The organism is Serratia sp. 121840015-1, from assembly GCF_053627655.1.
Map to the genome: position 1 here is coordinate 1899950 of NZ_JBSEYF010000001.1, position 21207 is coordinate 1921156.

The following is a 21207-nucleotide window of genomic DNA, read 5'->3' on the forward strand; positions in this document are numbered from 1 at the left end:
ACCGGGCCTGTGCGTTAACGCTTAAACGATCTTCGGTTGGCCGTCCGAGGCGGTCGCCCCGCCATCGACCGGGATGTTGGCGCCATTGATAAAGCTGGCGTCGTCGCTGGCCAGGAACGCCATCACCGCCGCCACTTCTTCCGGCTCCGCCGCGCGCCCCAGCGCGATGCGCTCATTGAACTTGTCGCGGATCTCCTGCGGCCAACCATTGGTCATGTTGGTTTTCACCAGGCTCGGGCAGACCGAGTTGATGCGCACGCCGTCACCGCCGTGGTCCAGCGCCATGGCGCGCGTCAGGTTGACCACCGCGCCTTTCGCCGCGCAGTAGTAGGCCGCGCCCCAGTCGCCGCCCAGGCCGGACACCGACGCGGTATTGACGATGCAGCCCTTGGTTTTCAGCAGGTGCGGCAAGGCGAATTTGGAGCAGAACACCACGCCGTCGATATCGACCCCGGCGATGCGGCGCCAGTCGTCGACGCTGGTTTCCAGCACGCTGCCCGCCACGTGTACGCCGGCGTTGTTCAGCAGGACGTCGATGCGGCCGAGTTTTTCCGCCACCTCGTTCATCATTTTTTCAACCGCGACGTGATCGGACACGTCGATATGTACCGCCATCGCCCGGCCCTTCGGCAGCGAAGCGGCAACCTTATCTACCGCCTCTTTGGCCCAGTCGGCCAGCACCACGATGGCGCCCTCGGCGGAGAAACGCCGCGCCGCCGCTTCCCCCATGCCGTTGCCCGCACCGGTGATAACCACGACTTTATTGTCAAAACGCATGAGACCTCCTCCATGTGAACGTATTTATATAAGTCATACAAATCTCATTACCCCGAGGATAAGACGCCCCTCCCCTGAGAGCCAGTCAAAACGTGCGGTTTATTAACCAAAAGGAGGTATGTCAGTGATTTCAATGCGCTGGATTAACCTTTATCGGATTTTGGCCAACATATTGATGGATAAAATAAAATTACGGTGAGTCACTATTTTCCTGGCGGATTGTCAGCGGGCGAGACTATTGCAGGTGTGCGGTTATGGCCGCACAGAGATAAACGATGTGAATGAAAAACGGCAGCCGCCCGCAGGCGGCCGCGACTATTTCTTCTCGATGGGAACAACCAGCAGATCGACGTTCAGTTCGTTGATCGCCTGTCGCGCCGCAGAGACCAGCCGGCTCCAGACGTCGTGATGGTGGCCGAAGATCACCAGGTCGAACCCTTTCTCTTTCGCCACCCGGTTCAGTTCTTCCGTCAACGCGCCGCGGCTGACGATCACCTCTTCGACCGGATAGGACGACTGCCCTTTGATCGCATTGAGCATATTCTTCACCCGCTCCGAAAAGGTGCGATCGGTGTAGTTGTAATCGCCCACGCCCAGATCGACGTAATAACCGGCGCGATGAATGTCGATATAGATCAGGGAAAGTTTGGCCTTGAGCGCGGCGGCCAGTCTGGCGCCTTTGCCCAGCAGGAACTCGGCGTCTTCGCTGAGATCCGTGGCGACAACGATATGCCGGTAAGCCATGATGGCGGCCCTCCTCGTCAACTCCGTAAACAGGATGGCGCTCCTTGCCGCATGTTTCTCATGCATCTTAAGTTTAGCCCAGCGCAGGTTCACTCGCCTGCCGCACCGTCGTTCCATCTGTGGAACGATGCATCCCGCCTGCACGGTCTACCGGATTTTTCTCCCCTCCCTACACTGTAGGCAAGTGCTGAGTTTCAGCCTTATCAATCAAAGAAGATACCCACTGACCTCACGATGAGAAAAGGAAAACACCATGAGCACTCCAGCCAACTTCAACGGCCAGCGTCCTGTTATTGATGCCAATGACGCGGTCATGCTCCTGATCGACCACCAGAGCGGCCTGTTCCAAACCGTCGCCGATATGCCGATGACTGAACTGCGCGCCCGCGCCGCTGCCCTGGCCAGCATCGCCACCCTCAGCAAACTGCCGGTGATCACCACCGCCTCGGTGCCGCAGGGCCCGAACGGCCCGCTGATCCCGGAAATTCACCAAAATGCGCCGCACGCGCAATACGTCGCCCGCAAAGGGGAAATCAACGCCTGGGACAACCCGGACTTCGTGGCGGCGGTCAAAGCCACCGGCCGCAAAACCCTGATCATCGCCGGCACCATCACCAGCGTCTGCATGGCCTTCCCGTCCATCAGCGCGGTGGCCGAAGGCTATAAAGTATTCGCGGTGATCGACGCCTCCGGCACCTACTCGAAAATGGCGCAGGAAATCACCCTGGCGCGCGTGGTACAGGCCGGCGTGGTGCCGATCGACACCGCCGGCGTGGCCTCCGAGCTGCAGGGCAGCTGGAACCGCGCCGACGCTCAGCAGTGGGCCGAGGTCTACACCAAAATCTTCCCGGCCTATCAGCTGCTGATCGAGAGCTACCTCAAGGCGCAGGACGTGGTGAAAAACAACGAACTGCTGGACTCGCAGCGTTAAGATCGCGGGCACAAAAAACCCCGGCCAGGGCCGGGGCTATTAATCATGTGCCGGTGACTTTCCCGGCTGTCATGTTATGGCGTAAGCGTCCATCCAACACTCCAACATTACGCAGCCTAAGCGCGACTTTTTCACAACAGAAAAACAGACTGGAAAGCGGCATTATTATTTATGCGACAATCTGTTTTTCTGTTGCCAATAATAATTAATTATTGGAACGTCATCGAGGAATCGAACCCCAGTCCGCCAACGAATATTTCGCTGCCGCTCTTCCTGCTGAGCTAATGACGTATCGATAAAGACTCCGGGCGAACCCGGAGTTTATTCAGGCTGAGGGTGTTATTTCTTAACTGCTCCGGCTTAAACCTTCATCGCTGTCGTAAGAAATCGCACCTTGGCCGAAAATTATAACGCGACCACGTTGCCGGCAGAAGGACCCTTCATACCCTTTTCGATAGTGAACTCAACCTGTTGGCCTTCGTTCAGCGTTTTGAAATCGTTGCTCTGGATAGCGGAGAAGTGTACGAACACGTCTTTGCCGCCGTCTGCCGGGGTGATAAAGCCGAAGCCTTTACCTGCATCAAACCATTTTACCAAACCCGTCATTTTAGTAGACATAGAGATATTTCCTTTCTATTTTTGCGACGCCATACGGCGATAGAGGTCTGTTTTTATTGGAAACTTATGGGGCACTAGAGAAGAAAATTCGCGGAAGAAGAGGTATCTGAGGGATATCGCTAATACTGAGAACTGCTTTACTAAAACTGCTTTCATAAGGTCTGTACTACAAACCGATGACGCTATTTACACACGGCTGAGTTATTTAAGCAAGCAATATTTAAATTTATATTCATAAACCGCGTAAACATATTTCCCCCAGGCACCGTGGAAAACGGGCCTGGGGCAATTTATTAGCCGATAACCGCAATCCCTAACCGCTCCAGCAGCTGCGCGGCCTGGTGGCTGTCCATTTTGACACCCTGCAGATCGGTGGTGCGCAAATCCAATTCGCCCAGTTCCGCGTTGCTCAAATCGCACTGGGTGACGTCGGCGGCGCGCCAGTCGAATCCGGAGAACTCGCCGCCGGACAGATCGGAGCCGCTGAAGCTGGCGCCGAGCACCTGTGCGCCGTGCCAGCGGTTTTCCCACAGCTCGCATTTCTCCAGCACCACCTTGGCGAAGTTGGCGTAGCTCAGATTGCTTTTGGTGATATAGGCGCTGCAAAACCAGGTGCGGCTGGTGATCATGTTCATAAAGCTGGCGCCGCGAAAATCAGCACCCTGCGCGCGGCACTCGCGGATCTCCAGCCCCAGGGCGCTGGCGTGGCGGAAGTCGGCCATCGACAAATCGCAGCTTCTGAAGCTGGCGTCTTTCAGTATCGCGCGGCTGAAATTGCCGCCCTGTCGGCTGTCGCGATCGTAAAACTGGCAGCCGATAAACTCGGTGCCGGTCAGATCGGCGCCCGAAAAATCACACAGCATAAAGCTGCCGTTTTCAATCTTCTCGCCGGTAAAGCGGTTACGGTCAATCTTTTCACCCTTCAACATCAGACTCATCGCGCGCACCTGTTTATTTATACAGTCAGTGCGGCATTTAATCCTATTCCGGCTGGGTTGGCAACCGTCGCCGATCGGCGGGCCTCCGCTCTAACGCCACCCTGACGATGCTGAACGTCCTGGTTCTCTCCGCCTGAGCGACGTCGGCAAACAAACGGGGGTAACGCGAGTTGACGACCCACACCTCGCCATCGCGCAGCGCGGCGCCGGTCGGCCCATCCAATTCCGAAGGCGTGGCGACCGCCGTGATATACGCGCTGGCCCAGCCGTCGTTCGAGGAGAGCAGCGTTACGTCGCCGGACATGCTCCCCTTTGCCCCCGGAAAAGACTGTACGATCACCAATTCATGGGCGTTTTTGAGCCGCAGCCCGTCCGGCCCTTTCAGCCGCTGCGGTAGCCTGATTTCACTTATCGCAGGCGCGCTATCCAGCGTCACTTTCCACAACAGCCCGCGGGTGTAGTCCGCCGCAATCAGATAGCCATCCGGGTGATACACGATGCCGTTGAGATAAGGCTGCGTGCCCTGCGCAGCGGCGGGAACCTCGGCCGGCATCAAACGCGCTGAGCGCACCAGAATCGATACCTGGCGCGTTGCCCGGTCGATCTTGTAAATCTGCGGCTGGAAGCTGTCGATCACGTAGATATTGCCCTGCGCGTCGAGCGCCAGATCGTTGGCCAGCGTCGGCCCACGGCTTAACGATGAGAGATCGTACGTCTGCTGCAGCGCGCCGGTATCGAGATTGAACTCCAGCACCTGCGCCACGCGATTGCGCGTACCGGGAACGGAGCTGAGGGAGACCCCCACGTCTTCGTTGCACACCAGCACCCGATTACGCTCGGCGTCCACCAGCATGCCGGAGGTAGTGATGAGCCCCTTACCGATGGAAAACCGCCGATAGCGGCCATCCGGGTAGACTAGGCCAAGCTGCCCACCGCGCAGGGAGGAGACCAGGAACGCACCGGCGCGCGGGTTCCAGGCGATACCCTCTGGATAAGCGCCGGCGGCATCCGGCGAGAATTCAATACGCTGCGCGGCCTGCGCCTGCATGACGCCGCTGAGAAGCAGCGCGACGCCGGCCAACCGGGTGACGCGCCGGCGGCGCTGTAATAAGAAAGAAAAGAGGCTGAAGCGGAACATGAGCATGACCCTGATAAGGATTCGGATCGCTAGAGTAGGGTCGCGTCGCTCACGGCACCAGCCGGGAAAAAGGCAATGCGCCACTAAAAAAATCGCAGTAATCAGCGCAAAAAAAAACCGCCCGGTGCGGGCGGTTGAGGTGACGGCGAACCGTTACTTCAGGGCTTCCTGAATGGCGTCGGCCATCGGGCCGATGTGCTTTTCCGCCGCCTTCAGCTGGAAGTCTACGCCGTTGCCGTCGTTGGTATCCGACAGCGTGGCCTTGATCAATTCCAGCGCCGCCTGCACCGCCACCAGCCGTTTATGCTGTTCGTCCGTGACCGGCTCGGCGCCCATATTGGCCGGATAATAGTGTTCTAACATCGCGATCTCCTTTTGATGACGTTAAGCTCTAACCTACCAGAAAACCGCGCATTTACTAAGGAAACCGGGCCCTGCGCGGCCGAGTGGCGATAAATTGCACTATACTGGGCAAACACCCCTCCTGCTACAGGATCATCGCCATGTCATTCCAGGGAAGCTGCCACTGCGGCGCCGTCACCTTCTCCGTGGACGCCGAACTGCCCACCGAAGCCCTCAGCTGCAACTGTTCCATTTGCCGCCGCAAAGGGCTGCTGCTGTCGTTCTTCCCCATCAGCGCCTTCACGCTCAACAGCGGCCAGGACCAGCTCAGCACCTACACCTTCAATCACCACAAGATCCGCCATCAGTTTTGCCGAGTCTGCGGTGCCCAGCCCTTCGCCTACGGCACTGCGCCGGACGGCGCCGCGATGTGCGCCGTCAACCTGCGCTGCGTGCCTGACGTTGCGCTGGATGCGTTGCAGATCCACAGTTACGACGGCGCCAGCGTCTGAGATCCCGCGTTTTCAGCGGTAGACGGAAAATTTCTTGGTCAGCGGCTTAAGCTGTTCGGCGTCGCCGTAGAGCGCCACCGCCACGAAATCCAGCTGCTCGTAAGGGGTACTGGCGGTGTCGGCGATCTGCTGTTCGGCGGAGTGTGACAGCATGGTGGTGGTGAAGAAGTTGGACAACACGCCCTCTTCCTTGCACTTCAGAATCAGGTTGCTGAGCTGGCTGCTGTTCTTGGCCTGCAGGATCACGATCGGATAGTGGCTCATATTGGCGCTGACGCCGTCGAGGCTGCTCGGATAGTGGTGAAACTCGCGCTGCTCGATCAGATCGGTAATGCCCGCCGTCAGATGGCAGGAAGCGTTAAACAGCGTGGCCGGTTCGTGATTGCGGTTGAGGATGATATAAAATTTTTTCTCGTTGTCGCTGTACATACTCTTCTCCTTGAATAGGCAGCCAGTTTTACCCAACCGGCGCACGGTTTCAAGGCGCGATAAGGGGCCGCGTCCGGCCCCGTGATCACGCTGCCGACTCAGACGGCGCCTTCACCCGGGCCGAGCGGCTGCGCCACCTGATGCAGCACGGTGATGTTCTGCAAAAGCGTGCCGCCGTCGATCGGCTTCATCTGGCCGTCGCGATCTTTATAGTGCGTCGGCTTGGCGCCGTGGAAGAACAGCCCGGCGTTGACCTGCACGCCCAGATAGCCTGCGCTGGCCGGCAGGCGCTGCACGTCGGTCCAGGGGTTGGAAACCGGTACGTACTGGAAGCCCTCGCCCGTCCTGGCGTACAGCGGGCGCAGCAGCGTGACAAAGGCCATCATCGGCGACAGCGCGTCTTTAAAGATCTGCACCGGCCGATCGACCGTCATCAAGAAACCCTGCGGCTGCTCCTCGACCGTGTCGAGGCTCAGGCTGCTGCTGATATCATCACCCCGGCCGCCATAGCTCCATTCAATGGCCGGCGCCCCACTCTCGTTCATCATCTCTGACATACACTGCTCCTTATAAAATGAATACAACACGCCTGCTGCGTGTCGGAACAGTAAACCGCTGAAGGGAGGCGAGCGTCCACGCAGGGCGGCACGCTGGCGAACCAAACAACGAAGGCGCGCAATCCATAAAGCTCGAAATGAATAATTTCCCCGCGTGATAGCGCAGCATTTGAACGACCTCAGCCGTTGCAAGAGCACATAGTGATGGCGTTATCGCCACTGGAGAGTGTTATGACCGCGATTAAACCGGACGCCATCGACCGCGTTCTTCCCGCCACCACACCCTGGTTAGCCGTCGTCAACGTGCTGTTCGCCGGCATCGCCGCGGCGCTGCAGGCCGAGTTCGGCCGTTCGCTCGAGGCGCTGAGCTGGGTGATTTCGGCCTTTCCCTTCGTCGGGGTGTTCGGCGGCATCGCCGCCGGGCTGTTGGTGCGCCGCTGGGGTGACCGGCGCCTGCTGGCGCTTGGGCTGCTGATCATCAGCGCCGCCAGCTTTACCGGCGCCACGCTGCACGACTTCGGCGGATTGATCGTCAGCCGCTTTGTCGAAGGCCTCGGCTTCGTGATCGTGGTGGTCGCTTCGCCGGCGGTGCTGAACCGCCTCGTCGCCCCGGCGCAGCGCAGCCTGGTGTTCGGCATCTGGAGCACCTTCATGCCGGCGGGCATCGCCATTTCGCTGTTTTTCGGCCCTCATCTCGCCAACTGGCAACAAAGTTGGCAGGCCGGTGCGGCGCTGACGCTGCTAGCTGCCCTGCTGCTGCCGCTGACCACCCCCCGACGCACCGCCGAGGCGCACGTTCCGCCGTTACAGCTGCGGCAAGCGCTGGGCGCGATGCTACGGGCGCGCCGGCCGCTGTTGCTGGCGCTGATGTTCACCACTTACAACCTGCAGTTTTTCTCGGTGATGACCTTTCTGCCGATCTTCCTGATGCAACGCATCGGCCTGTCGTTGGCAGCCGCCGGCGGCATCAGCGCGGCGGCGGTGGCGGCGAACATCATCGGCAACCTCGCCGCCGGCGTACTGCTGTCACGCGGTCTGCCCGCCAGAACGCTGCTCGCGGCCACCAGCCTGATCATAGGCATCTTCGGCATCGGCATTTTCCTGCCGGTGACGCCCAACGGCCTGCTGATCCCCTTATGTTTCCTGTTCTGCGCCACCGCCGGCATACTGCCCGCCACCATTCTGGCCGCCACGCCGGCGGCGACGCCGGAACCGACGCTGCTGCCGCTGAGCCTGGGGCTGGTGATGCAGGGGAACTATCTCGGCCAGGTGATCGGCCCGGTCGCGCTGAGCGCCATCGTGGCCGCGGCCGGTTGGGCGGCCCCTGCCTGGCTGGTGCTGGCGGCGGCGGTATCAGGAGCGCTGTTGGCGCTGGCTTTTCTCAGCCGGCGGCATAATGCGGGGTGATAAGCAGAAAGGTCGTTCTGTTTGTTATAAGCGGTGCTGAATTTTCCCTGGTGCAGGTGCCTGCCTATCGCGAAGGATAAGGCCAGTGATGATCAAGGCCCGATAATGACAAGGCGCCGGTCGCGGCAAGATAAACCAGTACGCCGGCGAAAACGATCAGCAGTGCTTTTTCTATAACGGCAAGTCGTTTGTGTTCAGTCATTTGCATACTCCTTCGTGATATCGGGCGAACGGCCGCCCTCATCAACACTAGGAAAGCCTGGCGCAGGCGGCAAGCGTGGCTCACAAAATGAAACACAATCGATAAATTTTGTTAATTATTTTGCCCTCTTTCTTTTCTCACGCCGCCGCCTGTTCACCGTACGGCGCCCGCCTTGCCCTTAATAACCCTATGGAATACGCCACTAAAAATCCCCTACCGGTTAAGCAAAGGTGATGATAGTGTTGTTTTCATTCAGTTCATCTATGCTGAAAATTCATCTTTTGAGGGACGACTATGATGTCTAAAGGCATTTCCAAGGGATTCTTTATTCTGATCCTGTTTATCGTCACCGCCGCCTTTCTTGACGTGCTGGGGCCTTACTACTCCTCGGTGCTGTGGGCAATTATTCTGGCGGTGATTTTCCATCCGGTGAAAAAGAAGCTGAAGCAGTACGTCGGCGAACGCAATGGCGTGGTGTCGCTGCTGACGGTGGCGCTGATCTGCCTGATCGTGTTCACGCCGCTGGCGATCATCGCCTCGTCGCTGGCGATGGAATTCAACGTGATCTACACCAAGCTGCAGACCAACAACAGCCAATTGCCGACCATGCTGGCGGACTTTATGCGCCACCTGCCCGGCTGGGCGCAGCGCTTCCTGGCGGAGCATAACCTCAACAGCGCCGCCGAGATCCAAAAGCAGCTTTCCGAGGTGGCGCTCAAGGGTGGGCAATACCTGGCGGGCAGCGTGTTCCTGATCGGCAAGGGCACCTTCAACTTCGTCGTCGGCTTCGGCGTGATGCTCTACCTGCTGTTCTTCCTGCTGAAAGACGGCCCCTACCTGGTGAACCTGGCGCTCGAAGCGCTGCCGCTCTCCCAGCACGTGAAGCACCACCTGTTCGTGAAGTTCGCCGCCGTCTCCCGCGCCACCGTCAAGGGCACGGTGGTGGTCGCCGTGGTGCAAGGCGCGCTCGGCGGGCTGGCGTTTTACTTTACCGGCATCGACGGCAGCCTGCTGTGGGGCGCGCTGATGGCGTTCCTGTCGATCATTCCGGCCGTGGGCTCCGCCATCATCTGGGTGCCGGCGGTGATCTACTTCTTCGCCACCGGCATGCTGTGGAAAGCCATTTTCCTGGTGGTGTTCTTCGTGGTGGTGATCGGCCTGGTGGACAATATTCTGCGCCCGCTGCTGGTGGGCAAAGACACCAAAATGCCGGACTACCTGATCCTGATCTCCACCCTGGGCGGCATGGAAATCTACGGCATCAACGGCTTCGTCATCGGCCCCTTGATCGCCGCGCTGTTCATCGCCTGCTGGAACATCCTGTCCGGCCGCGACAGTGAGGAGAACATCGAAGAGATCGACGAAGCGTTTATCGAGGAAGGCAAAAGCCATCCCGACGCGGCGGAGTAACCCTCCCGCAGCGAATCACGCCGGGGCCCAATTGGGCCCCTTTTTTGTCTGTGGTATCCTTGCCGTGCTTACAAGGAAGAACGGGTTTCGTTATGCTTATTTTTTACGCCACGCTGGCTATCGCCTTCACTCTGCTGTGCCTGATGGCCTTTCTCTATTGCGCTTATCAGCTGTCGAAGCACGGCGACGTCAAGTTTTTGGCCTCGCTTTCCGTGCTGCTCTTCGCGCTGCTGGCCTTCTATGCCGCTTATGGCTACGTCAGCACCTGGCTGCAACAGCAGGCGGTCGATGTCCGGCTGTATTAGCGCGCCTGGATAAAAAAGACCTGCTCCGGATCGCCGTCATCGAGATTGTCAATCTGGCCGCTGGCGACAAACCCGGCGTTCAGCAGCAGCCGCTGCATCGGCAGGTTGGAGCGATTGGTGGAGGTGAACAGCTTCGGGTGCCGACAGTGAGACTTCAACGCGGCAATCAGCACCAGCCCGACGCCCCGGCGGCGATAGCGCTCGCCAACCATCAGCATCTCGATAAAGCCGCAGCCGAAGAAGTGATAGTGCAGCACGCCGTAGCCCATCGCCATGCCGTGTTCCTCGGCAAGATAACAGATGCCCTGCCCGCACCAGGCGCGGATCTGCGCCGCGCGTTGTGGCTCGTCTTCGGCAGCGCTGTCGAGGGCGATCAGGGCTGCGGCATCGGTTTCAGTGGCAAGACGAACAGGCATGTTTACCCCCTCATGTTTATGGGTAGCGGCGACACCGCTTCAACGAAACGGCAACCGAAGCGGGATAATTTTTACATCCCCGCCGAATTTTGTAATCCTATTATAGAGTTACTAGAACCCACGCCAAGGAAGGAAAGCATTTCCCAATGAGAATACCGCAAATCTCCGCCGCCCTGCTGTTTACCCTGCTGCTGACGGGCTGCCAGTTCCACAAAACCGTGTTCCCGCCGCCGTATATCGGCACCCCGCAAGAGATCAGCACCTACGAAGTGAAAGGGCTGACGTTCGTCACCACCGTCACCTTCAGCGGCCTGTTCGCCGAAGATCTGGTGCGCGAATACGCACAGAAACATCACTACCGCTATTACGTGGTAACGATGCGCAGCAACGGTTTTAAAGATCGGGCCGAGCGCGTGAGCGCGATGATGTATCGGTAGGAGCGCCGGCCCTGATTTGCAAACCTGCATCAGGGCTCTACTTCAAACCCCCATCTCGCTCGATGCCGCCGCAGGTAAGCTCTGTTCTTTTCAGACAACCCGCTAATGTTGGCGTCCAACGGGATCCTTAGCTCGCATAACAAACCGCTCATCGTCCGTGAATACAGCAAACGTCCATCATCGGCAAAACTGATCATGCCGCGATCGAACAGCTTGTCCAGATTGGGGATTAACGGCAGACCATTGTGCGGATCCACTTTTTCTTCTGAGGTCGCAATCGACCAGGCAACGATGTGAGAGGCAATGAGAATAGACGGCTCCGCAATCCCCGTGACGGCGCACCGGTTTCCCCACCGCTTAAACATTTTATCGCGATAGGGGCCATGCCCAATCCGCGCCTGAATCACCGTTGCTTGCTCACCACCGATCTCTTTGGTGATTTCGACGGTATCCGCATGGAAGTTGATAGAGAGATTTTCCGAGATAAAACTGGCAATCAACGCGGCTGCCGGTGCGGGGATCTCGCACATATAGTTTTCGGTGCATCCGCCTGTCTTATTAAAAACGCGCGGAAGGCAAGTCGGGTTGTGCATGCGCATGAACGCCTGATTAAAAAGGGAAACATCAATAGGTAGTTCAAGACGCGTCAGTTCCAAATCGACTTGGGTACCCGCAATATACCGCGGTCCCGCGACCCGATGCTCAGGCCGCGGTGCAGAGTAAGCATCGCGTACCGCTGTCGCCACGCCGATAATCTTCCTACCCTTGTGGCAAAAAATCAGGTCACCCTCTTTGACTTTTTTGACCGTTTCCCACCCGGCAGGCTTAAACATGTGCCCAGTCTTATTTATTCCATATTGCGGCGCCCACAGAAATTCGCCCTTCAAAACTTCCGCGACGCTGCCACCGATGTTGACCCAGAAAAAACGCATTGCCACTCTTTTATAATCAGGGGTTTTAACGTTTATCGTCACCATTCATCAATGGCTTTAGTGATTTTCACCCATTAACGCAGAGTGACGGCAATAAAAAATCCCGGCCTTGACCGGGATAGCGTTGCACAGAAACAGCGTTGCTTATTCACTGAGGGCGAAATTCCAACGTGATAATTTGGAACGCATTATGAACCTCTGGCGTTGGCGGCTTAGGCAGACGCGCATCGGCAACCGCCTTCATGGCGGCACGGCAAAGATCCGGATCGCCACCTTCAGTTCGAACACCGACTGGCATGCCGTCCGGCGCCAGCGTGATACGCAATGTACAGCGTTGGCCTGAGTAAGTGGCGGCGTCTTTTAAATGGCGTTGAATCTCAGCTTGCACCTGAGTCATGTAATGTAATTTCTCTTTTCCCGGCGCCGGCGTCTTTGGGTCGCCAAGGTTGGCGAAAAGATCATCGACCTCTTTATTCGCCGTATCGTTTTGGCTGGGGGCAGTACTCTTGGCACACCCCGTTAACGTCAGCGCGGTCATCGCCGCCAATAGTATCGCGATGCCGGTTTTGTAGCCTGAATGCGTTATTTTCATATCCCTGTCCTTATGGATGATTATCAGATGAATCAACGTTGTATTCAAAAAGATCCCCGGTGAATACTTATACAGAATTAACATCCAACCACCAGAGACATTGTTAGTATCAAGCATCGGCATGCGGAGTTTCTTGGTCCGATGATGGCATGATGCCATAGCGCCCTCGCCGGGCAGTACGTCTGCGAGCCCTGACCTATCGATAACTTTGTTATCCGAACGATCAATCACCCCATCAATAAATTAAGAAATTCTTAATTTTTTATCGCATTAAAAGCGTTTCAACGCTAACAATCTGGAGATCCTGCCTATACTTACTTTCCTGCTATTAAATTCATTTAAGTAACCAGGATGGTAAGTATGAAAAGTAAACGACTCTTTGCCGCGCTTCTTACTGCGACTACGGTGATGTTCATAGCGGGCTGCGCTTCCAATCAGGCGATCAAAACAACGGATGGCAAGACCATTGTCACCGACGGCAAGCCTCGGGTCGATAAAGATACCGGGTTAGTCTCCTATCGAAATGCAGAAACGGGCAAAACGGAACAGATCAATCGAGACCAGATTGCAAACATGAGTGAGTTGGATAACTAAAAGGAGCTACAAATGAAAAAAACGCTTGTTCTTCCCGCGATCGCCCTGGTTGCCATCGCCGCACTGTCAGGCTGCACACGCACCAGCTACGCCATCCATACCCACGACGGTCGAACGCTCATCAGTGACGGCAAGCCGAAAGAAACCGCTGCCGGATTGATCGGTTATACCGACGCCAATGGCGTTAAACAGCAAATCAACAAGACGGAAGTCAAAGAGGTTTCAGAGATCCCGCATTAAGATTTCGATAATCTTAGCTAGCTAAAACCAAGGGAGCCAATGGCTCCCTTTCTACTCAAACAAACCGGCGTGCCTGCGTGAATTTAACGATAACGCCGATAAACACCTGACATTTAGCGCCAGCGTTCTCAGGTTTGCCATAGGGATCTCTCCTTTCCCTGCATCAAGCAGCTATAATCCAAAAAGTGGAGTTTTTTGATAACGATAAGGAGGGAGTATGTATAAAACTATCTTGGTTCCCGTGGATATTACCGAGCCGGAATTAACACAGCAGGTCATCCCGCATGTCAACGCGCTCGCCAGGCTCGAAGACTCCCACGTCCATTTCCTGGCGGTGATCCCGTCACGCGCCACCTACGCCGCTTTCGGCTTTGCCGCCACGGCGGCGATAGAAACCAAAGATGAAACCATTGCGCTAGCGACCGAGGGGCTGGCAAAAGCGGCAAAACAATTCAGCGTGCCTGAAGATAGAGTGACCACGCACGTTGCCGTCGGCGATCCTAAAGATCAGATCCTGGAACTCGCCGATGCGCTTAACGCGGAGATTATTGTGATGGGTTCCAACCGCCCTTCTGCGATCACTTACCTCCTCGGTTCCAATGCCACCGCCGTCGTCCGCCACGCCAATTGTCCGGTGCTGGTCGTACGTGAATCGGCTAACGCCGCTCGCTGAGCCTGTCCGATATCTCACTCGCATTTGAACAATAAAAAAACGGGAGCCCTAAGGCTCCCGCTCTCATTCAAGCGCTGAACACACTTACATGTGTTTAACGATAGCGTCGCCAAACTCTGAACATTTCAGCAGCTTAGCGCCTTCCATCAGGCGTTCGAAGTCATAGGTCACGGTCTTGGCGGCGATGGCGCCTTCCATGCCTTTAACAATCAGGTCAGCCGCTTCGAACCAGCCCATGTGGCGCAGCATCATCTCTGCGGACAGGATGATGGAGCCTGGGTTCACTTTGTCCTGGCCGGCGTACTTCGGCGCGGTGCCGTGAGTCGCTTCGAACAGCGCGCAGTCGGAGCCGATGTTGGCGCCCGGCGCGATGCCGATGCCGCCGACCTGGGCCGCCAGGGCGTCGGAGATATAGTCGCCGTTCAGGTTCATACAGGCGATTACGTCGTATTCCGCCGGGCGCAGCAGGATCTGCTGCAGGAAGGCGTCGGCAATCACGTCTTTAACCACGATCTCTTTGCCGGTGTTCGGGTTCTTGATCTTCAGCCATGGGCCGCCGTCGATCAGCTCGCCGCCGAACTCTTCGCGCGCCAGCTCATAGCCCCAATCCTTGAAGGCACCTTCGGTGAACTTCATGATGTTGCCTTTGTGAACCAGGGTCACGGAGTCGCGGTCGTTGGTGATGGCGTATTCGATCGCCGCACGCACCAGACGCTTGGTCCCTTCTTCGGAGCATGGCTTCACGCCGATACCGCACTGCTCTGGGAAGCGGATTTTCTTCACGCCCATTTCGTCGCGCAGGAATTTGATCACTTTGTCCGCTTCGGCGGAGCCGGCTTTCCACTCGATGCCGGCGTAGATGTCTTCGGCGTTTTCGCGGAAGATCACCATGTCGGTCAGCTCAGGCTGTTTCACCGGGCTTGGGGTGCCCTGGTAGTAACGCACCGGGCGCAGGCACACGTACAGGTCCAGCTGCTGACGCAGGGCCACGTTCAGAGAACGGATGCCGCCGCCGACCGGGGTGGTCAGGGGGCCTTTGATGGCGACGCGGTAGTCGCGGATCAGGTCCAGAGTTTCGTCCGGCAGCCACACGTCTTTACCGTAAACGTGGGTAGATTTTTCGCCGGTGTAGATTTCCATCCAGGAGATTTTACGTTCGCCGTGGTAAGCCTTTTTAACGGCCGCATCAACCACGTGGATCATGGCAGGAGTCACGTCAACGCCGATGCCGTCGCCTTCGATGAACGGGATGATCGGGTTATGAGGAACAACCAGTTTACCCTGGGCGTCAACCGTGATTTTTTTACCTTCTGCCGGAACAACTACTTTGCTTTCCATCAACCTCTCCTTCAAGCGCAATTTTGTTAATGCTTTGTAAGATGCGTGTAGATACTACTTGAATATTCGGTCCGCGCCAATCCGAAACGGATTCGGTTATAATGCGCTTATCATCCGTAATCTCAACTGTTATGAAAAAATTCTCTGTTAGAAATCACAACGTTAAACGATTCAGCAAGCCGAATGCCGCCAAACCCGCCGCGCCGAAAGGGCCGCGCCGAATTGTGTTATTCAACAAGCCCTTCGACGTGTTGCCGCAGTTCACCGACGAAGCCGGCCGCGCCACGCTGAAAGCGTACATCCCCTTCCCCGACGTTTACGCCGCCGGGCGCCTGGATCGCGACAGCGAAGGGCTGCTGGTGCTGACCAACGACGGCCAGCTGCAGGCGCAGCTCACCCAGCCGGGGAAGCGCACCGGCAAAATCTATTATGTGCAGGTCGAGGGCGCGCCGCAGGAGAGCGATCTGGCGCCATTGCGCAGCGGCGTAACGCTGAAAGACGGCCCCACGCTGCCCGCCGGGGTGGAGCTGGTGGCCGAGCCGCAGTGGCTGTGGCCGCGCAACCCGCCGGTCCGCGAACGTAAATCCATCCCCACCAGCTGGCTGAAAATCACCCTGTATGAAGGGCGAAACCGCCAGGTGCGTCGCATGACGGCGCATATCGGGTTCCCTACCCTGCGCCTGATTCGCTACAGTATGGGTAATCTTTCGCTGGGTTCACTGCAGCCTGGTGAATGGAAAAGCATCGATTCCCTGTAGACCGATAACTGATGGAGGCGCCATGAAATACACGCCGATCGCGCTGCTGCTCGCCGCTCTGGCGGCCCCGTTCGCCGCCCAGGCCGCCAGCTTCGACTGCGCCAAGGCGGCAAACCGCGATGAGCAAGCCATCTGCGCCAACCGCACGCTGAACGATCTGGACGTGCAAATGGCCACCAAATACCAATTCCTGCGCGGCCTGTTCGCCATGGGCGCGCGCGGCGCGATGCAGGACAGCCAGCAGGCCTGGCTGACAAAACGCCAGCGGTGCGGCGGCGATACCGCCTGCCTGCTGCAAAGCTACCGCACCCGCATCGCCGAGCTGGACGACATCTACCGGCGTATCGACAAACCGCTGTAAGGAAAGGAGAGCGCATGTTCAAACCGCACGTCACCGTGGCCTGCGTAGTGCACGCCGCCGGCAAATTTTTGGTGGTCGAAGAGACCATCAACGGCAAAGCGCTGTGGAACCAGCCGGCCGGCCACCTCGAGGCCGACGAGACGCTGGTGCAGGCCGCCGAACGCGAGTTGTGGGAAGAGACCGGCATCCGCGCCACGCCGCAGGCGTTCCTGCGCCTGCACCAGTGGATCGCGCCGGATCGCACGCCGTTCCTGCGTTTTTGCTTCGTTATCGAGCTGGAACAGCCGCTGCCGACCGAGCCGCACGACAGCGACATCGATCGCTGCCTGTGGCTGACCGCCGACGAGATTCTGCAGGCGCCCAACCTGCGTTCCGCGCTGGTGGCGGAGAGCATTCGCAGCTACCAGCAGCCGGAGCGCTACCCGCTGTCGCTGGTCGGCAGCTTCGCCTGGCCGTTTTAAGGGCGCCGGGCAGCACAAGATGAACAGTGCGCCGGCGCGGCCAACGTGGTAAAATCCTGCGCTTGTTTTTATCAGCACGGTTCGTGTTCAAGTTCGTGAGATCCCCATGTCAGACAACAGCCAGAAAAAAGTAATCGTCGGTATGTCCGGCGGCGTCGACTCTTCCGTTACCGCCTATCTGTTACAGCAACAGGGCTATCAGGTCGCTGGGCTGTTCATGAAGAACTGGGAAGAAGACGACGACGAAGAGTACTGCTCCGCCGCGACCGATCTGGCCGACGCGCAAGCGGTCTGCGACAAGCTGGGCATCGAACTGCACACGGTGAACTTTGCGGCGGAATACTGGGACAACGTGTTTGAGCTGTTCCTGGAAGAGTACAAGGCCGGCCGCACGCCGAACCCGGACATCCTGTGCAATAAAGAGATCAAATTCAAAGCCTTCCTGGAGTTCGCCGCCGAAGATCTGGGGGCCGATTTTATCGCCACCGGCCACTACGTGCGCCGCCAGGACGTGGACGGCAAGAGCCGCCTGCTGCGCGGCGTCGACGGCAACAAAGATCAGAGCTACTTCCTCTACACCCTGAGCCACGAGCAGGTGGCGCAAAGCCTGTTCCCGGTCGGGGAGCTGGAGAAGCCGGAGGTGCGCCGCATCGCCGAGCAGCTGGAGCTGGTCACCGCCAAGAAGAAAGATTCTACCGGCATCTGCTTTATCGGCGAGCGCAAATTCCGCGACTTCCTCGGCCGCTACCTGCCGGCGCAGCCGGGCCCGATCGTCAGCGTCGACGGCCAGACCGTCGGCGAACACCAGGGCCTGATGTATCACACCCTGGGCCAGCGCAAAGGGCTGGGCATCGGCGGCATGAAAGACAGCAGCGAAGATCCGTGGTACGTGGTCGATAAAGACGTGGCCAACAACGTGCTGGTCGTCGCGCAGGGGCACGATCACCCGCGCCTGATGTCCGTCGGCCTTATCGCGCAGCAGCTGCACTGGGTGGATCGCCTGCCGCTGAGCGGCCCGTTCCGCTGCACGGTGAAGACCCGCTATCGCCAGCAGGATATCCCTTGCACCGTGACCCCGCTCGACGATGAACGCATCGACGTGCGTTTCGACGAGCCGGTCTCCGCCGTCACCCCCGGCCAGTCAGCGGTATTCTACCAGGGCGAAGTCTGCCTCGGCGGCGGCATCATCGAACAGCGCCTGGCGTAACTGCCCGGCAAAAGAAAAACGCTGCGTTTACCGCAGCGTTTTTTTTATTCAGAACTCCACCTGCGCCCCCAGCTCGATCACCCGGTTCGGCGGGATTTCGAACAGGTCCGGCGCCCGTAGCGCGTTGCGCTGCAACAGCTGGAACACCTTGCCGCGAATGCGCAAATACCAGGGCCGCTTGCCCAGCACCAGCGTATCGCGCGACATGAAGAACGAGGTCTCGTTCATGGTGAAGCTCATCCCTTCCAGCCCACAGCGGTACAGAATGTCCGTCACGTTGGGCGTTTCGCGCCAGCCGTAGCTCGCCACCACCCGCCAAAAGCTCGCCGACAGCTGTTCGATCGCCACCCGCTGCACGTTGTGCACGTACGGCATGTCGGTGGTGACGATGGTCAGCAGCACCACGCGCTCATGCAGCACCTTGTTGTGCTTCAGGTTGTGCAACAGCACCAGCGGCACCGCGTGCGGCGTGCGCTCCATAAACACGGCGGTGCCCGGCACCCGCTTCGGCGGCGCCTTCTCCAGCGACTCGATCAGCGCGGTCAGCCCCTCCTGATTGTCGCGCAGCCGGCGGATCAGGCGCGAACGTTCGGTCTTCCAGGTCAGCATGATCAGCAGAATGGTCAGCCCGAGCGCCACCGGCAGCCAGCCGCCGGTCGCCAGTTTGATCAGGTTGGCGCCGAACAGCGGCACGTCGATGCACAGCATGATAACTAGCATCAGCCCGCCCAGATAGCGCGGCCAGCCCCAGTTTTTCACCGCCACGATGCTCAGCAAAATCGACGACAGCAGCATGGTGCCGGTCACCACGATGCCGTAAGCCGAGGCCAGGTTGCTGGAGTGTTTGAAGCTGATGATCACGATCAGCACCGCCGCGAACAGCAGCCAGTTCACCACCGGAATGTAAATCTGCCCGGACTCCTGATCGGAGGTATAAATGATGCGCATCGGCGGCAGGTAGCCCAGCCGCACCGCCTGGCGCGTCAGCGAGAACACGCCGGAGATCACCGCCTGCGAGGCGATGACCGTCGCCAGCGTGGCGATCACCAGCAGCGGGATCAGCGCCCAGGTCGGCGCCAGCAGGAAGAACGGGTTGTTGATCGCCGCCGGGTTGGCCAGCAGCAGCGCCCCCTGGCCGAAGTAGTTCAGCACCAGCGACGGCGCCACCAGGGTAAACCACGCCAGGCGGATCGGTTTTTTACCGAAGTGGCCCATATCGGCGTACAGCGCTTCGGCGCCGGTCACCGACAGCACCACCATGCCCAGCGCAAAGAACGATACTGCCTTGTACTCGAGGAAAAAATTCACCGCCCAGTAAGGGTTCAACGCCCGCAGCACGCCGGGGTGATGCAAAATGCCGCCGATGCCCAGCAGCGCCAGCGTCAGGAACCAGATCACCATCGCCGGCGCGAACAGCTTGCCGACGCTGCCGGTGCCGTGTTTTTGGATCGCAAACAGCGCGGTCAGCACCAGCAGCGAGAGCGGCACGATAAAGCGGTCCAGCTCGGGGGCGATAATCTGCAGCCCCTCGATGGCCGAGAGCACCGAAATGGCCGGGGTGATCACCCCGTCGCCATAAAAGAAGCTGCCGCCCACCAGCCCGATCAGCACCGCCGCCGGCACCCAGCGCGCATCCAGGTTGCGGATCGCCAGCGACATCAGCGTCAGGATCCCCCCCTCGCCGTCGTTGTCGGCGCGCATCACGAAACAAATGTATTTAATTGACACCACCAGCGTCAGCAGCCAGAAGATCAGCGACAGAAAACCGTAGATCGAGGCCGGCGTCATGGTGATGCCCTCCTCTGCCGTCAGGCATTCGCGCAGGGTGTACAGCGGGCTGGTGCCGATATCGCCGTACACCACGCCGATGGCCGCCAGCGTCACCGCCGGCAGCGGCTGCTTGTTTTTTACGTGCATATAAAGGTCTTTATTTGAGGGCTCACGTTGGCAGTATAGATGCAGCCGCCGCACTTTATTTGCCGCCGCAACAATATGTTCGCGTCGCCACGCCGGCGATTTTCGCCGCCTATTTGCACAGTTCTGCGCCGCACGGCGCCTCCGCCTCGTTATGGGCGTATTAGACGCTGGGTTTACCCTCGATTTTGTGGCATGATCCGCGGCATTCGTTGTCATCGTTGTTACAGCCACGCCCGATCGTTCTCGTTCGCGGCCGCCGCCGTTACCCTGGCGATACACACAACCTTATGCAGTAAGCCATGTACCGTTCACCGCGTTTACAGGAGTCATCGTGGCGAAGAATTATTATGACATCACGCTGGCCATGGCAGGTATCAGCCAGGCGGCGCGTTTGGTTCAGCAGTTGGCCCATGAAGGGCAATGCAACCGCGAAGCCTTTCAAACCTCGCTGAAAAGCCTGCTGCAGATGGACCCGCCCTCCACGCTGGCGGTGTTCGGCGGTGAAGAACGCAATTTGCTGGTCGGCCTCGAAACCCTGATGGGCGTGCTTAACGCCAACAACAAAGGGCCGGGTGCGGAACTGACCCGCTACACCATCAGCCTGATGGTGCTGGAGCGCAAGCTCAACGCCAACAAACAGGCGATGAACACGCTCGGCGAACGCCTCGGCCAGCTCGAGCGCCAGCTGGCGCACTTCGATCTTGAGTCGGACACCATCATCAGCGCGCTGGCCGGCATTTACGTCGACGTGGTCAGCCCGCTCGGGCCGCGCATCCAGGTGACCGGCTCGCCGGCAATCTTGCAGAACCCGCAGGTGCAGGCCAAGGTTCGCGCCACGCTGCTGGCCGGCATTCGCGCCGCCGTGCTGTGGCAACAGGTCGGCGGCAGCCGCCTGCAGTTAATGTTTTCCCGTAATCGTCTGTTCAAGCAGGCGCAAAATATCGTTGCTCATTGTTAATCGATCCCAGGAG

Annotated in this window: 28 protein-coding genes and 1 pseudogene; 14 read left to right on the forward strand and 15 right to left on the reverse strand. The window is 58.5% G+C overall.

Annotation, left to right across the window (positions count from 1 at the left end; genetic code table 11):
• Positions 1-21 precede the first annotated feature (21 nt).
• Together ACUXAC_RS09155 and ACUXAC_RS09160 are read right to left on the reverse strand one after the other, a co-directional pair.
• The gene (locus tag ACUXAC_RS09155) at positions 22-777 is read right to left on the reverse strand and encodes an SDR family NAD(P)-dependent oxidoreductase (RefSeq protein ID WP_025302549.1); all 756 of its coding nucleotides are present in this window, start codon (positions 775-777) and stop codon (positions 22-24) included.
• Positions 778-1092: 315 nt separating this feature from the next.
• Positions 1093-1521 (reverse strand): universal stress protein, encoded by a 429-nt coding sequence (locus tag ACUXAC_RS09160; RefSeq protein WP_060440104.1) that lies wholly within the window; start codon positions 1519-1521, stop codon positions 1093-1095.
• A gap of 253 nt (positions 1522-1774) precedes the next feature.
• Here ACUXAC_RS09160 and ACUXAC_RS09165 point away from each other — a divergent pair, with 253 nt between their 5' ends.
• Positions 1775-2452 carry an isochorismatase family protein gene (locus ACUXAC_RS09165; protein WP_016928046.1) on the forward strand — a complete coding sequence of 226 codons (678 nt, stop codon included), beginning with the start codon at positions 1775-1777 and terminating at the stop codon, positions 2450-2452.
• Positions 2453-2665: 213 nt separating this feature from the next.
• Here ACUXAC_RS09165 and ACUXAC_RS09170 read toward each other — a convergent pair.
• The 5 genes and pseudogenes from ACUXAC_RS09170 to ACUXAC_RS09190 form a co-directional block, all read right to left on the reverse strand.
• A pseudogene (locus ACUXAC_RS09170) lies at positions 2666-2743 on the reverse strand.
• Between the two features lie 114 nt (positions 2744-2857).
• Positions 2858-3070, reverse strand: coding sequence for a transcription antiterminator/RNA stability regulator CspE (gene cspE / locus ACUXAC_RS09175; protein WP_225528883.1), 213 nt, complete (start codon positions 3068-3070; stop codon positions 2858-2860).
• A 293-nt stretch (positions 3071-3363) separates the two neighbouring features.
• Positions 3364-4008, reverse strand: a complete 645-nt coding sequence (locus ACUXAC_RS09180) for a Qnr family pentapeptide repeat protein (RefSeq protein ID WP_070914890.1) — start codon at positions 4006-4008, stop codon at positions 3364-3366.
• 43 nt (positions 4009-4051) lie between these two features.
• Positions 4052-5146, reverse strand: a complete 1095-nt coding sequence (locus ACUXAC_RS09185) for a gluconolaconase (protein WP_387442168.1) — start codon at positions 5144-5146, stop codon at positions 4052-4054.
• A 153-nt stretch (positions 5147-5299) separates the two neighbouring features.
• Positions 5300-5509, reverse strand: a complete 210-nt coding sequence (locus ACUXAC_RS09190) for a hypothetical protein (protein WP_004941260.1) — start codon at positions 5507-5509, stop codon at positions 5300-5302.
• 140 nt (positions 5510-5649) lie between these two features.
• On the opposite strand from ACUXAC_RS09190, the gene ACUXAC_RS09195 reads away from it, so the two are divergent.
• Positions 5650-6000, forward strand: a complete 351-nt coding sequence (locus tag ACUXAC_RS09195) for a GFA family protein (protein ID WP_049202725.1) — start codon at positions 5650-5652, stop codon at positions 5998-6000.
• A 12-nt stretch (positions 6001-6012) separates the two neighbouring features.
• Here ACUXAC_RS09195 and ACUXAC_RS09200 read toward each other — a convergent pair whose 3' ends face one another.
• Together ACUXAC_RS09200 and ACUXAC_RS09205 are read right to left on the reverse strand one after the other, a co-directional pair.
• Complete coding sequence (locus tag ACUXAC_RS09200) at positions 6013-6429, reverse strand: DUF2000 domain-containing protein (RefSeq protein ID WP_060440107.1); 417 nt, start codon at positions 6427-6429, stop codon at positions 6013-6015.
• 98 nt (positions 6430-6527) lie between these two features.
• Positions 6528-6986, reverse strand: a complete 459-nt coding sequence (locus tag ACUXAC_RS09205; RefSeq protein ID WP_060419320.1) for a hypothetical protein — start codon at positions 6984-6986, stop codon at positions 6528-6530.
• 231 nt (positions 6987-7217) lie between these two features.
• Between ACUXAC_RS09205 and ACUXAC_RS09210 the strand changes: the two genes are divergently transcribed.
• Positions 7218-8393 (forward strand): MFS transporter, encoded by a 1176-nt coding sequence (locus ACUXAC_RS09210; RefSeq protein WP_454266608.1) that lies wholly within the window; start codon positions 7218-7220, stop codon positions 8391-8393.
• Positions 8394-8457: 64 nt separating this feature from the next.
• On the opposite strand, the gene ACUXAC_RS09215 is transcribed toward ACUXAC_RS09210, so the two are convergent.
• Positions 8458-8595, reverse strand: coding sequence for a hypothetical protein (locus tag ACUXAC_RS09215; RefSeq protein ID WP_175444106.1), 138 nt, complete (start codon positions 8593-8595; stop codon positions 8458-8460).
• A gap of 294 nt (positions 8596-8889) precedes the next feature.
• Between ACUXAC_RS09215 and ACUXAC_RS09220 the strand changes: the two genes are divergently transcribed.
• Entirely contained in the window at positions 8890-10005 is a 1116-nt protein-coding gene (locus ACUXAC_RS09220) for an AI-2E family transporter (RefSeq protein ID WP_387442177.1), read from the forward strand.
• 92 nt (positions 10006-10097) lie between these two features.
• A complete protein-coding gene (locus ACUXAC_RS09225; protein WP_033638232.1) occupies positions 10098-10310 on the forward strand; it encodes a hypothetical protein in 213 nt (70 codons plus the stop codon).
• On the opposite strand, the gene ACUXAC_RS09230 is transcribed toward ACUXAC_RS09225, so the two are convergent.
• Positions 10307-10726: a GNAT family N-acetyltransferase gene (locus tag ACUXAC_RS09230; RefSeq protein ID WP_084826357.1), complete on the reverse strand. Its 420-nt coding sequence runs from the start codon at positions 10724-10726 to the stop codon at positions 10307-10309. The two genes, ACUXAC_RS09225 and ACUXAC_RS09230, sit on opposite strands and share 4 nt — an antisense overlap.
• Positions 10727-10872: 146 nt before the next feature.
• Here ACUXAC_RS09230 and ACUXAC_RS09235 point away from each other — a divergent pair, with 146 nt between their 5' ends.
• Positions 10873-11163: a hypothetical protein gene (locus tag ACUXAC_RS09235; RefSeq protein ID WP_084826358.1), complete on the forward strand. Its 291-nt coding sequence runs from the start codon at positions 10873-10875 to the stop codon at positions 11161-11163.
• A gap of 29 nt (positions 11164-11192) precedes the next feature.
• On the opposite strand, the gene ACUXAC_RS09240 is transcribed toward ACUXAC_RS09235, so the two are convergent.
• A complete protein-coding gene (locus ACUXAC_RS09240) occupies positions 11193-12095 on the reverse strand; it encodes an HNH endonuclease (RefSeq protein ID WP_387442181.1) in 903 nt (300 codons plus the stop codon).
• Between the two features lie 148 nt (positions 12096-12243).
• A complete protein-coding gene (gene tolA / locus ACUXAC_RS09245) occupies positions 12244-12810 on the reverse strand; it encodes a cell envelope integrity protein TolA (RefSeq protein ID WP_204275758.1) in 567 nt (188 codons plus the stop codon).
• A gap of 237 nt (positions 12811-13047) precedes the next feature.
• Here tolA and ACUXAC_RS09250 point away from each other — a divergent pair, with 237 nt between their 5' ends.
• The 3 genes from ACUXAC_RS09250 to uspF all read left to right on the forward strand — a co-directional run bounded on the left by ACUXAC_RS09250 (position 13048) and on the right by uspF (position 14194).
• Positions 13048-13281: a YgdI/YgdR family lipoprotein gene (locus tag ACUXAC_RS09250; RefSeq protein ID WP_197769354.1), complete on the forward strand. Its 234-nt coding sequence runs from the start codon at positions 13048-13050 to the stop codon at positions 13279-13281.
• A 12-nt stretch (positions 13282-13293) separates the two neighbouring features.
• On the forward strand, positions 13294-13521 hold the full coding sequence (locus ACUXAC_RS09255) for a YgdI/YgdR family lipoprotein (protein ID WP_038877767.1): 228 nt from the start codon (positions 13294-13296) through the stop codon (positions 13519-13521).
• Between the two features lie 217 nt (positions 13522-13738).
• Complete coding sequence (gene uspF, locus ACUXAC_RS09260) at positions 13739-14194, forward strand: universal stress protein UspF (protein ID WP_060419331.1); 456 nt, start codon at positions 13739-13741, stop codon at positions 14192-14194.
• Between the two features lie 84 nt (positions 14195-14278).
• Here the strand turns inward: uspF and icd are convergent, their stop codons facing one another.
• Entirely contained in the window at positions 14279-15532 is a 1254-nt protein-coding gene (gene icd / locus ACUXAC_RS09265) for an NADP-dependent isocitrate dehydrogenase (RefSeq protein WP_015377612.1), read from the reverse strand.
• A 131-nt stretch (positions 15533-15663) separates the two neighbouring features.
• Here icd and rluE point away from each other — a divergent pair, with 131 nt between their 5' ends.
• From rluE to mnmA, 4 genes are all read left to right on the forward strand, one after another.
• On the forward strand, positions 15664-16290 hold the full coding sequence (gene rluE / locus ACUXAC_RS09270) for a 23S rRNA pseudouridine(2457) synthase RluE (RefSeq protein WP_454266609.1): 627 nt from the start codon (positions 15664-15666) through the stop codon (positions 16288-16290).
• A gap of 22 nt (positions 16291-16312) precedes the next feature.
• On the forward strand, positions 16313-16651 hold the full coding sequence (locus ACUXAC_RS09275; RefSeq protein ID WP_070914804.1) for a lysozyme inhibitor LprI family protein: 339 nt from the start codon (positions 16313-16315) through the stop codon (positions 16649-16651).
• Between the two features lie 14 nt (positions 16652-16665).
• Positions 16666-17112 (forward strand): NUDIX hydrolase, encoded by a 447-nt coding sequence (locus ACUXAC_RS09280; RefSeq protein WP_225528889.1) that lies wholly within the window; start codon positions 16666-16668, stop codon positions 17110-17112.
• A 106-nt stretch (positions 17113-17218) separates the two neighbouring features.
• Positions 17219-18319, forward strand: coding sequence for a tRNA 2-thiouridine(34) synthase MnmA (gene mnmA, locus ACUXAC_RS09285; protein WP_089185865.1), 1101 nt, complete (start codon positions 17219-17221; stop codon positions 18317-18319).
• A gap of 48 nt (positions 18320-18367) precedes the next feature.
• Here mnmA and kup read toward each other — a convergent pair whose 3' ends face one another.
• Positions 18368-20236 (reverse strand): low affinity potassium transporter Kup, encoded by a 1869-nt coding sequence (gene kup, locus ACUXAC_RS09290; RefSeq protein WP_049296670.1) that lies wholly within the window; start codon positions 20234-20236, stop codon positions 18368-18370.
• A gap of 331 nt (positions 20237-20567) precedes the next feature.
• Here kup and hflD point away from each other — a divergent pair, with 331 nt between their 5' ends.
• Complete coding sequence (gene hflD / locus ACUXAC_RS09295) at positions 20568-21194, forward strand: high frequency lysogenization protein HflD (RefSeq protein WP_060419339.1); 627 nt, start codon at positions 20568-20570, stop codon at positions 21192-21194.
• The last annotated feature ends 13 nt before the right edge of the window (positions 21195-21207 follow it).

What these genes read in the sequence shown, in the direction of transcription:
- tolA (WP_204275758.1), bottom strand. Translation starts at nt 12,810, where the DNA reads ATGCCGATGCTTGATACTAACAATGTCTCTGGTGGTTGGATGTTAATT.
- mnmA (WP_089185865.1), top strand. Translation starts at nt 17,219, where the DNA reads ATGTCAGACAACAGCCAGAAAAAAGTAATCGTCGGTATGTCCGGCGGC.
- ACUXAC_RS09200 (WP_060440107.1), bottom strand. Translation starts at nt 6,429, where the DNA reads ATGTACAGCGACAACGAGAAAAAATTTTATATCATCCTCAACCGCAAT.
- rluE (WP_454266609.1), top strand. Translation starts at nt 15,664, where the DNA reads ATGAAAAAATTCTCTGTTAGAAATCACAACGTTAAACGATTCAGCAAG.
- uspF (WP_060419331.1), top strand. Translation starts at nt 13,739, where the DNA reads ATGTATAAAACTATCTTGGTTCCCGTGGATATTACCGAGCCGGAATTA.
- ACUXAC_RS09195 (WP_049202725.1), top strand. Translation starts at nt 5,650, where the DNA reads ATGTCATTCCAGGGAAGCTGCCACTGCGGCGCCGTCACCTTCTCCGTG.
- ACUXAC_RS09230 (WP_084826357.1), bottom strand. Translation starts at nt 10,726, where the DNA reads ATGCCTGTTCGTCTTGCCACTGAAACCGATGCCGCAGCCCTGATCGCC.
- ACUXAC_RS09255 (WP_038877767.1), top strand. Translation starts at nt 13,294, where the DNA reads ATGAAAAAAACGCTTGTTCTTCCCGCGATCGCCCTGGTTGCCATCGCC.
- ACUXAC_RS09225 (WP_033638232.1), top strand. Translation starts at nt 10,098, where the DNA reads ATGCTTATTTTTTACGCCACGCTGGCTATCGCCTTCACTCTGCTGTGC.
- icd (WP_015377612.1), bottom strand. Translation starts at nt 15,532, where the DNA reads ATGGAAAGCAAAGTAGTTGTTCCGGCAGAAGGTAAAAAAATCACGGTT.
- ACUXAC_RS09155 (WP_025302549.1), bottom strand. Translation starts at nt 777, where the DNA reads ATGCGTTTTGACAATAAAGTCGTGGTTATCACCGGTGCGGGCAACGGC.
- ACUXAC_RS09190 (WP_004941260.1), bottom strand. Translation starts at nt 5,509, where the DNA reads ATGTTAGAACACTATTATCCGGCCAATATGGGCGCCGAGCCGGTCACG.
- cspE (WP_225528883.1), bottom strand. Translation starts at nt 3,070, where the DNA reads ATGTCTACTAAAATGACGGGTTTGGTAAAATGGTTTGATGCAGGTAAA.
- ACUXAC_RS09185 (WP_387442168.1), bottom strand. Translation starts at nt 5,146, where the DNA reads ATGTTCCGCTTCAGCCTCTTTTCTTTCTTATTACAGCGCCGCCGGCGC.
- kup (WP_049296670.1), bottom strand. Translation starts at nt 20,236, where the DNA reads ATGCACGTAAAAAACAAGCAGCCGCTGCCGGCGGTGACGCTGGCGGCC.
- ACUXAC_RS09215 (WP_175444106.1), bottom strand. Translation starts at nt 8,595, where the DNA reads ATGACTGAACACAAACGACTTGCCGTTATAGAAAAAGCACTGCTGATC.
- ACUXAC_RS09160 (WP_060440104.1), bottom strand. Translation starts at nt 1,521, where the DNA reads ATGGCTTACCGGCATATCGTTGTCGCCACGGATCTCAGCGAAGACGCC.
- ACUXAC_RS09210 (WP_454266608.1), top strand. Translation starts at nt 7,218, where the DNA reads ATGACCGCGATTAAACCGGACGCCATCGACCGCGTTCTTCCCGCCACC.
- ACUXAC_RS09165 (WP_016928046.1), top strand. Translation starts at nt 1,775, where the DNA reads ATGAGCACTCCAGCCAACTTCAACGGCCAGCGTCCTGTTATTGATGCC.
- ACUXAC_RS09240 (WP_387442181.1), bottom strand. Translation starts at nt 12,095, where the DNA reads ATGCGTTTTTTCTGGGTCAACATCGGTGGCAGCGTCGCGGAAGTTTTG.
- ACUXAC_RS09250 (WP_197769354.1), top strand. Translation starts at nt 13,048, where the DNA reads ATGAAAAGTAAACGACTCTTTGCCGCGCTTCTTACTGCGACTACGGTG.
- ACUXAC_RS09280 (WP_225528889.1), top strand. Translation starts at nt 16,666, where the DNA reads ATGTTCAAACCGCACGTCACCGTGGCCTGCGTAGTGCACGCCGCCGGC.
- ACUXAC_RS09180 (WP_070914890.1), bottom strand. Translation starts at nt 4,008, where the DNA reads ATGAGTCTGATGTTGAAGGGTGAAAAGATTGACCGTAACCGCTTTACC.
- ACUXAC_RS09275 (WP_070914804.1), top strand. Translation starts at nt 16,313, where the DNA reads ATGAAATACACGCCGATCGCGCTGCTGCTCGCCGCTCTGGCGGCCCCG.
- ACUXAC_RS09205 (WP_060419320.1), bottom strand. Translation starts at nt 6,986, where the DNA reads ATGTCAGAGATGATGAACGAGAGTGGGGCGCCGGCCATTGAATGGAGC.
- ACUXAC_RS09235 (WP_084826358.1), top strand. Translation starts at nt 10,873, where the DNA reads ATGAGAATACCGCAAATCTCCGCCGCCCTGCTGTTTACCCTGCTGCTG.
- ACUXAC_RS09220 (WP_387442177.1), top strand. Translation starts at nt 8,890, where the DNA reads ATGATGTCTAAAGGCATTTCCAAGGGATTCTTTATTCTGATCCTGTTT.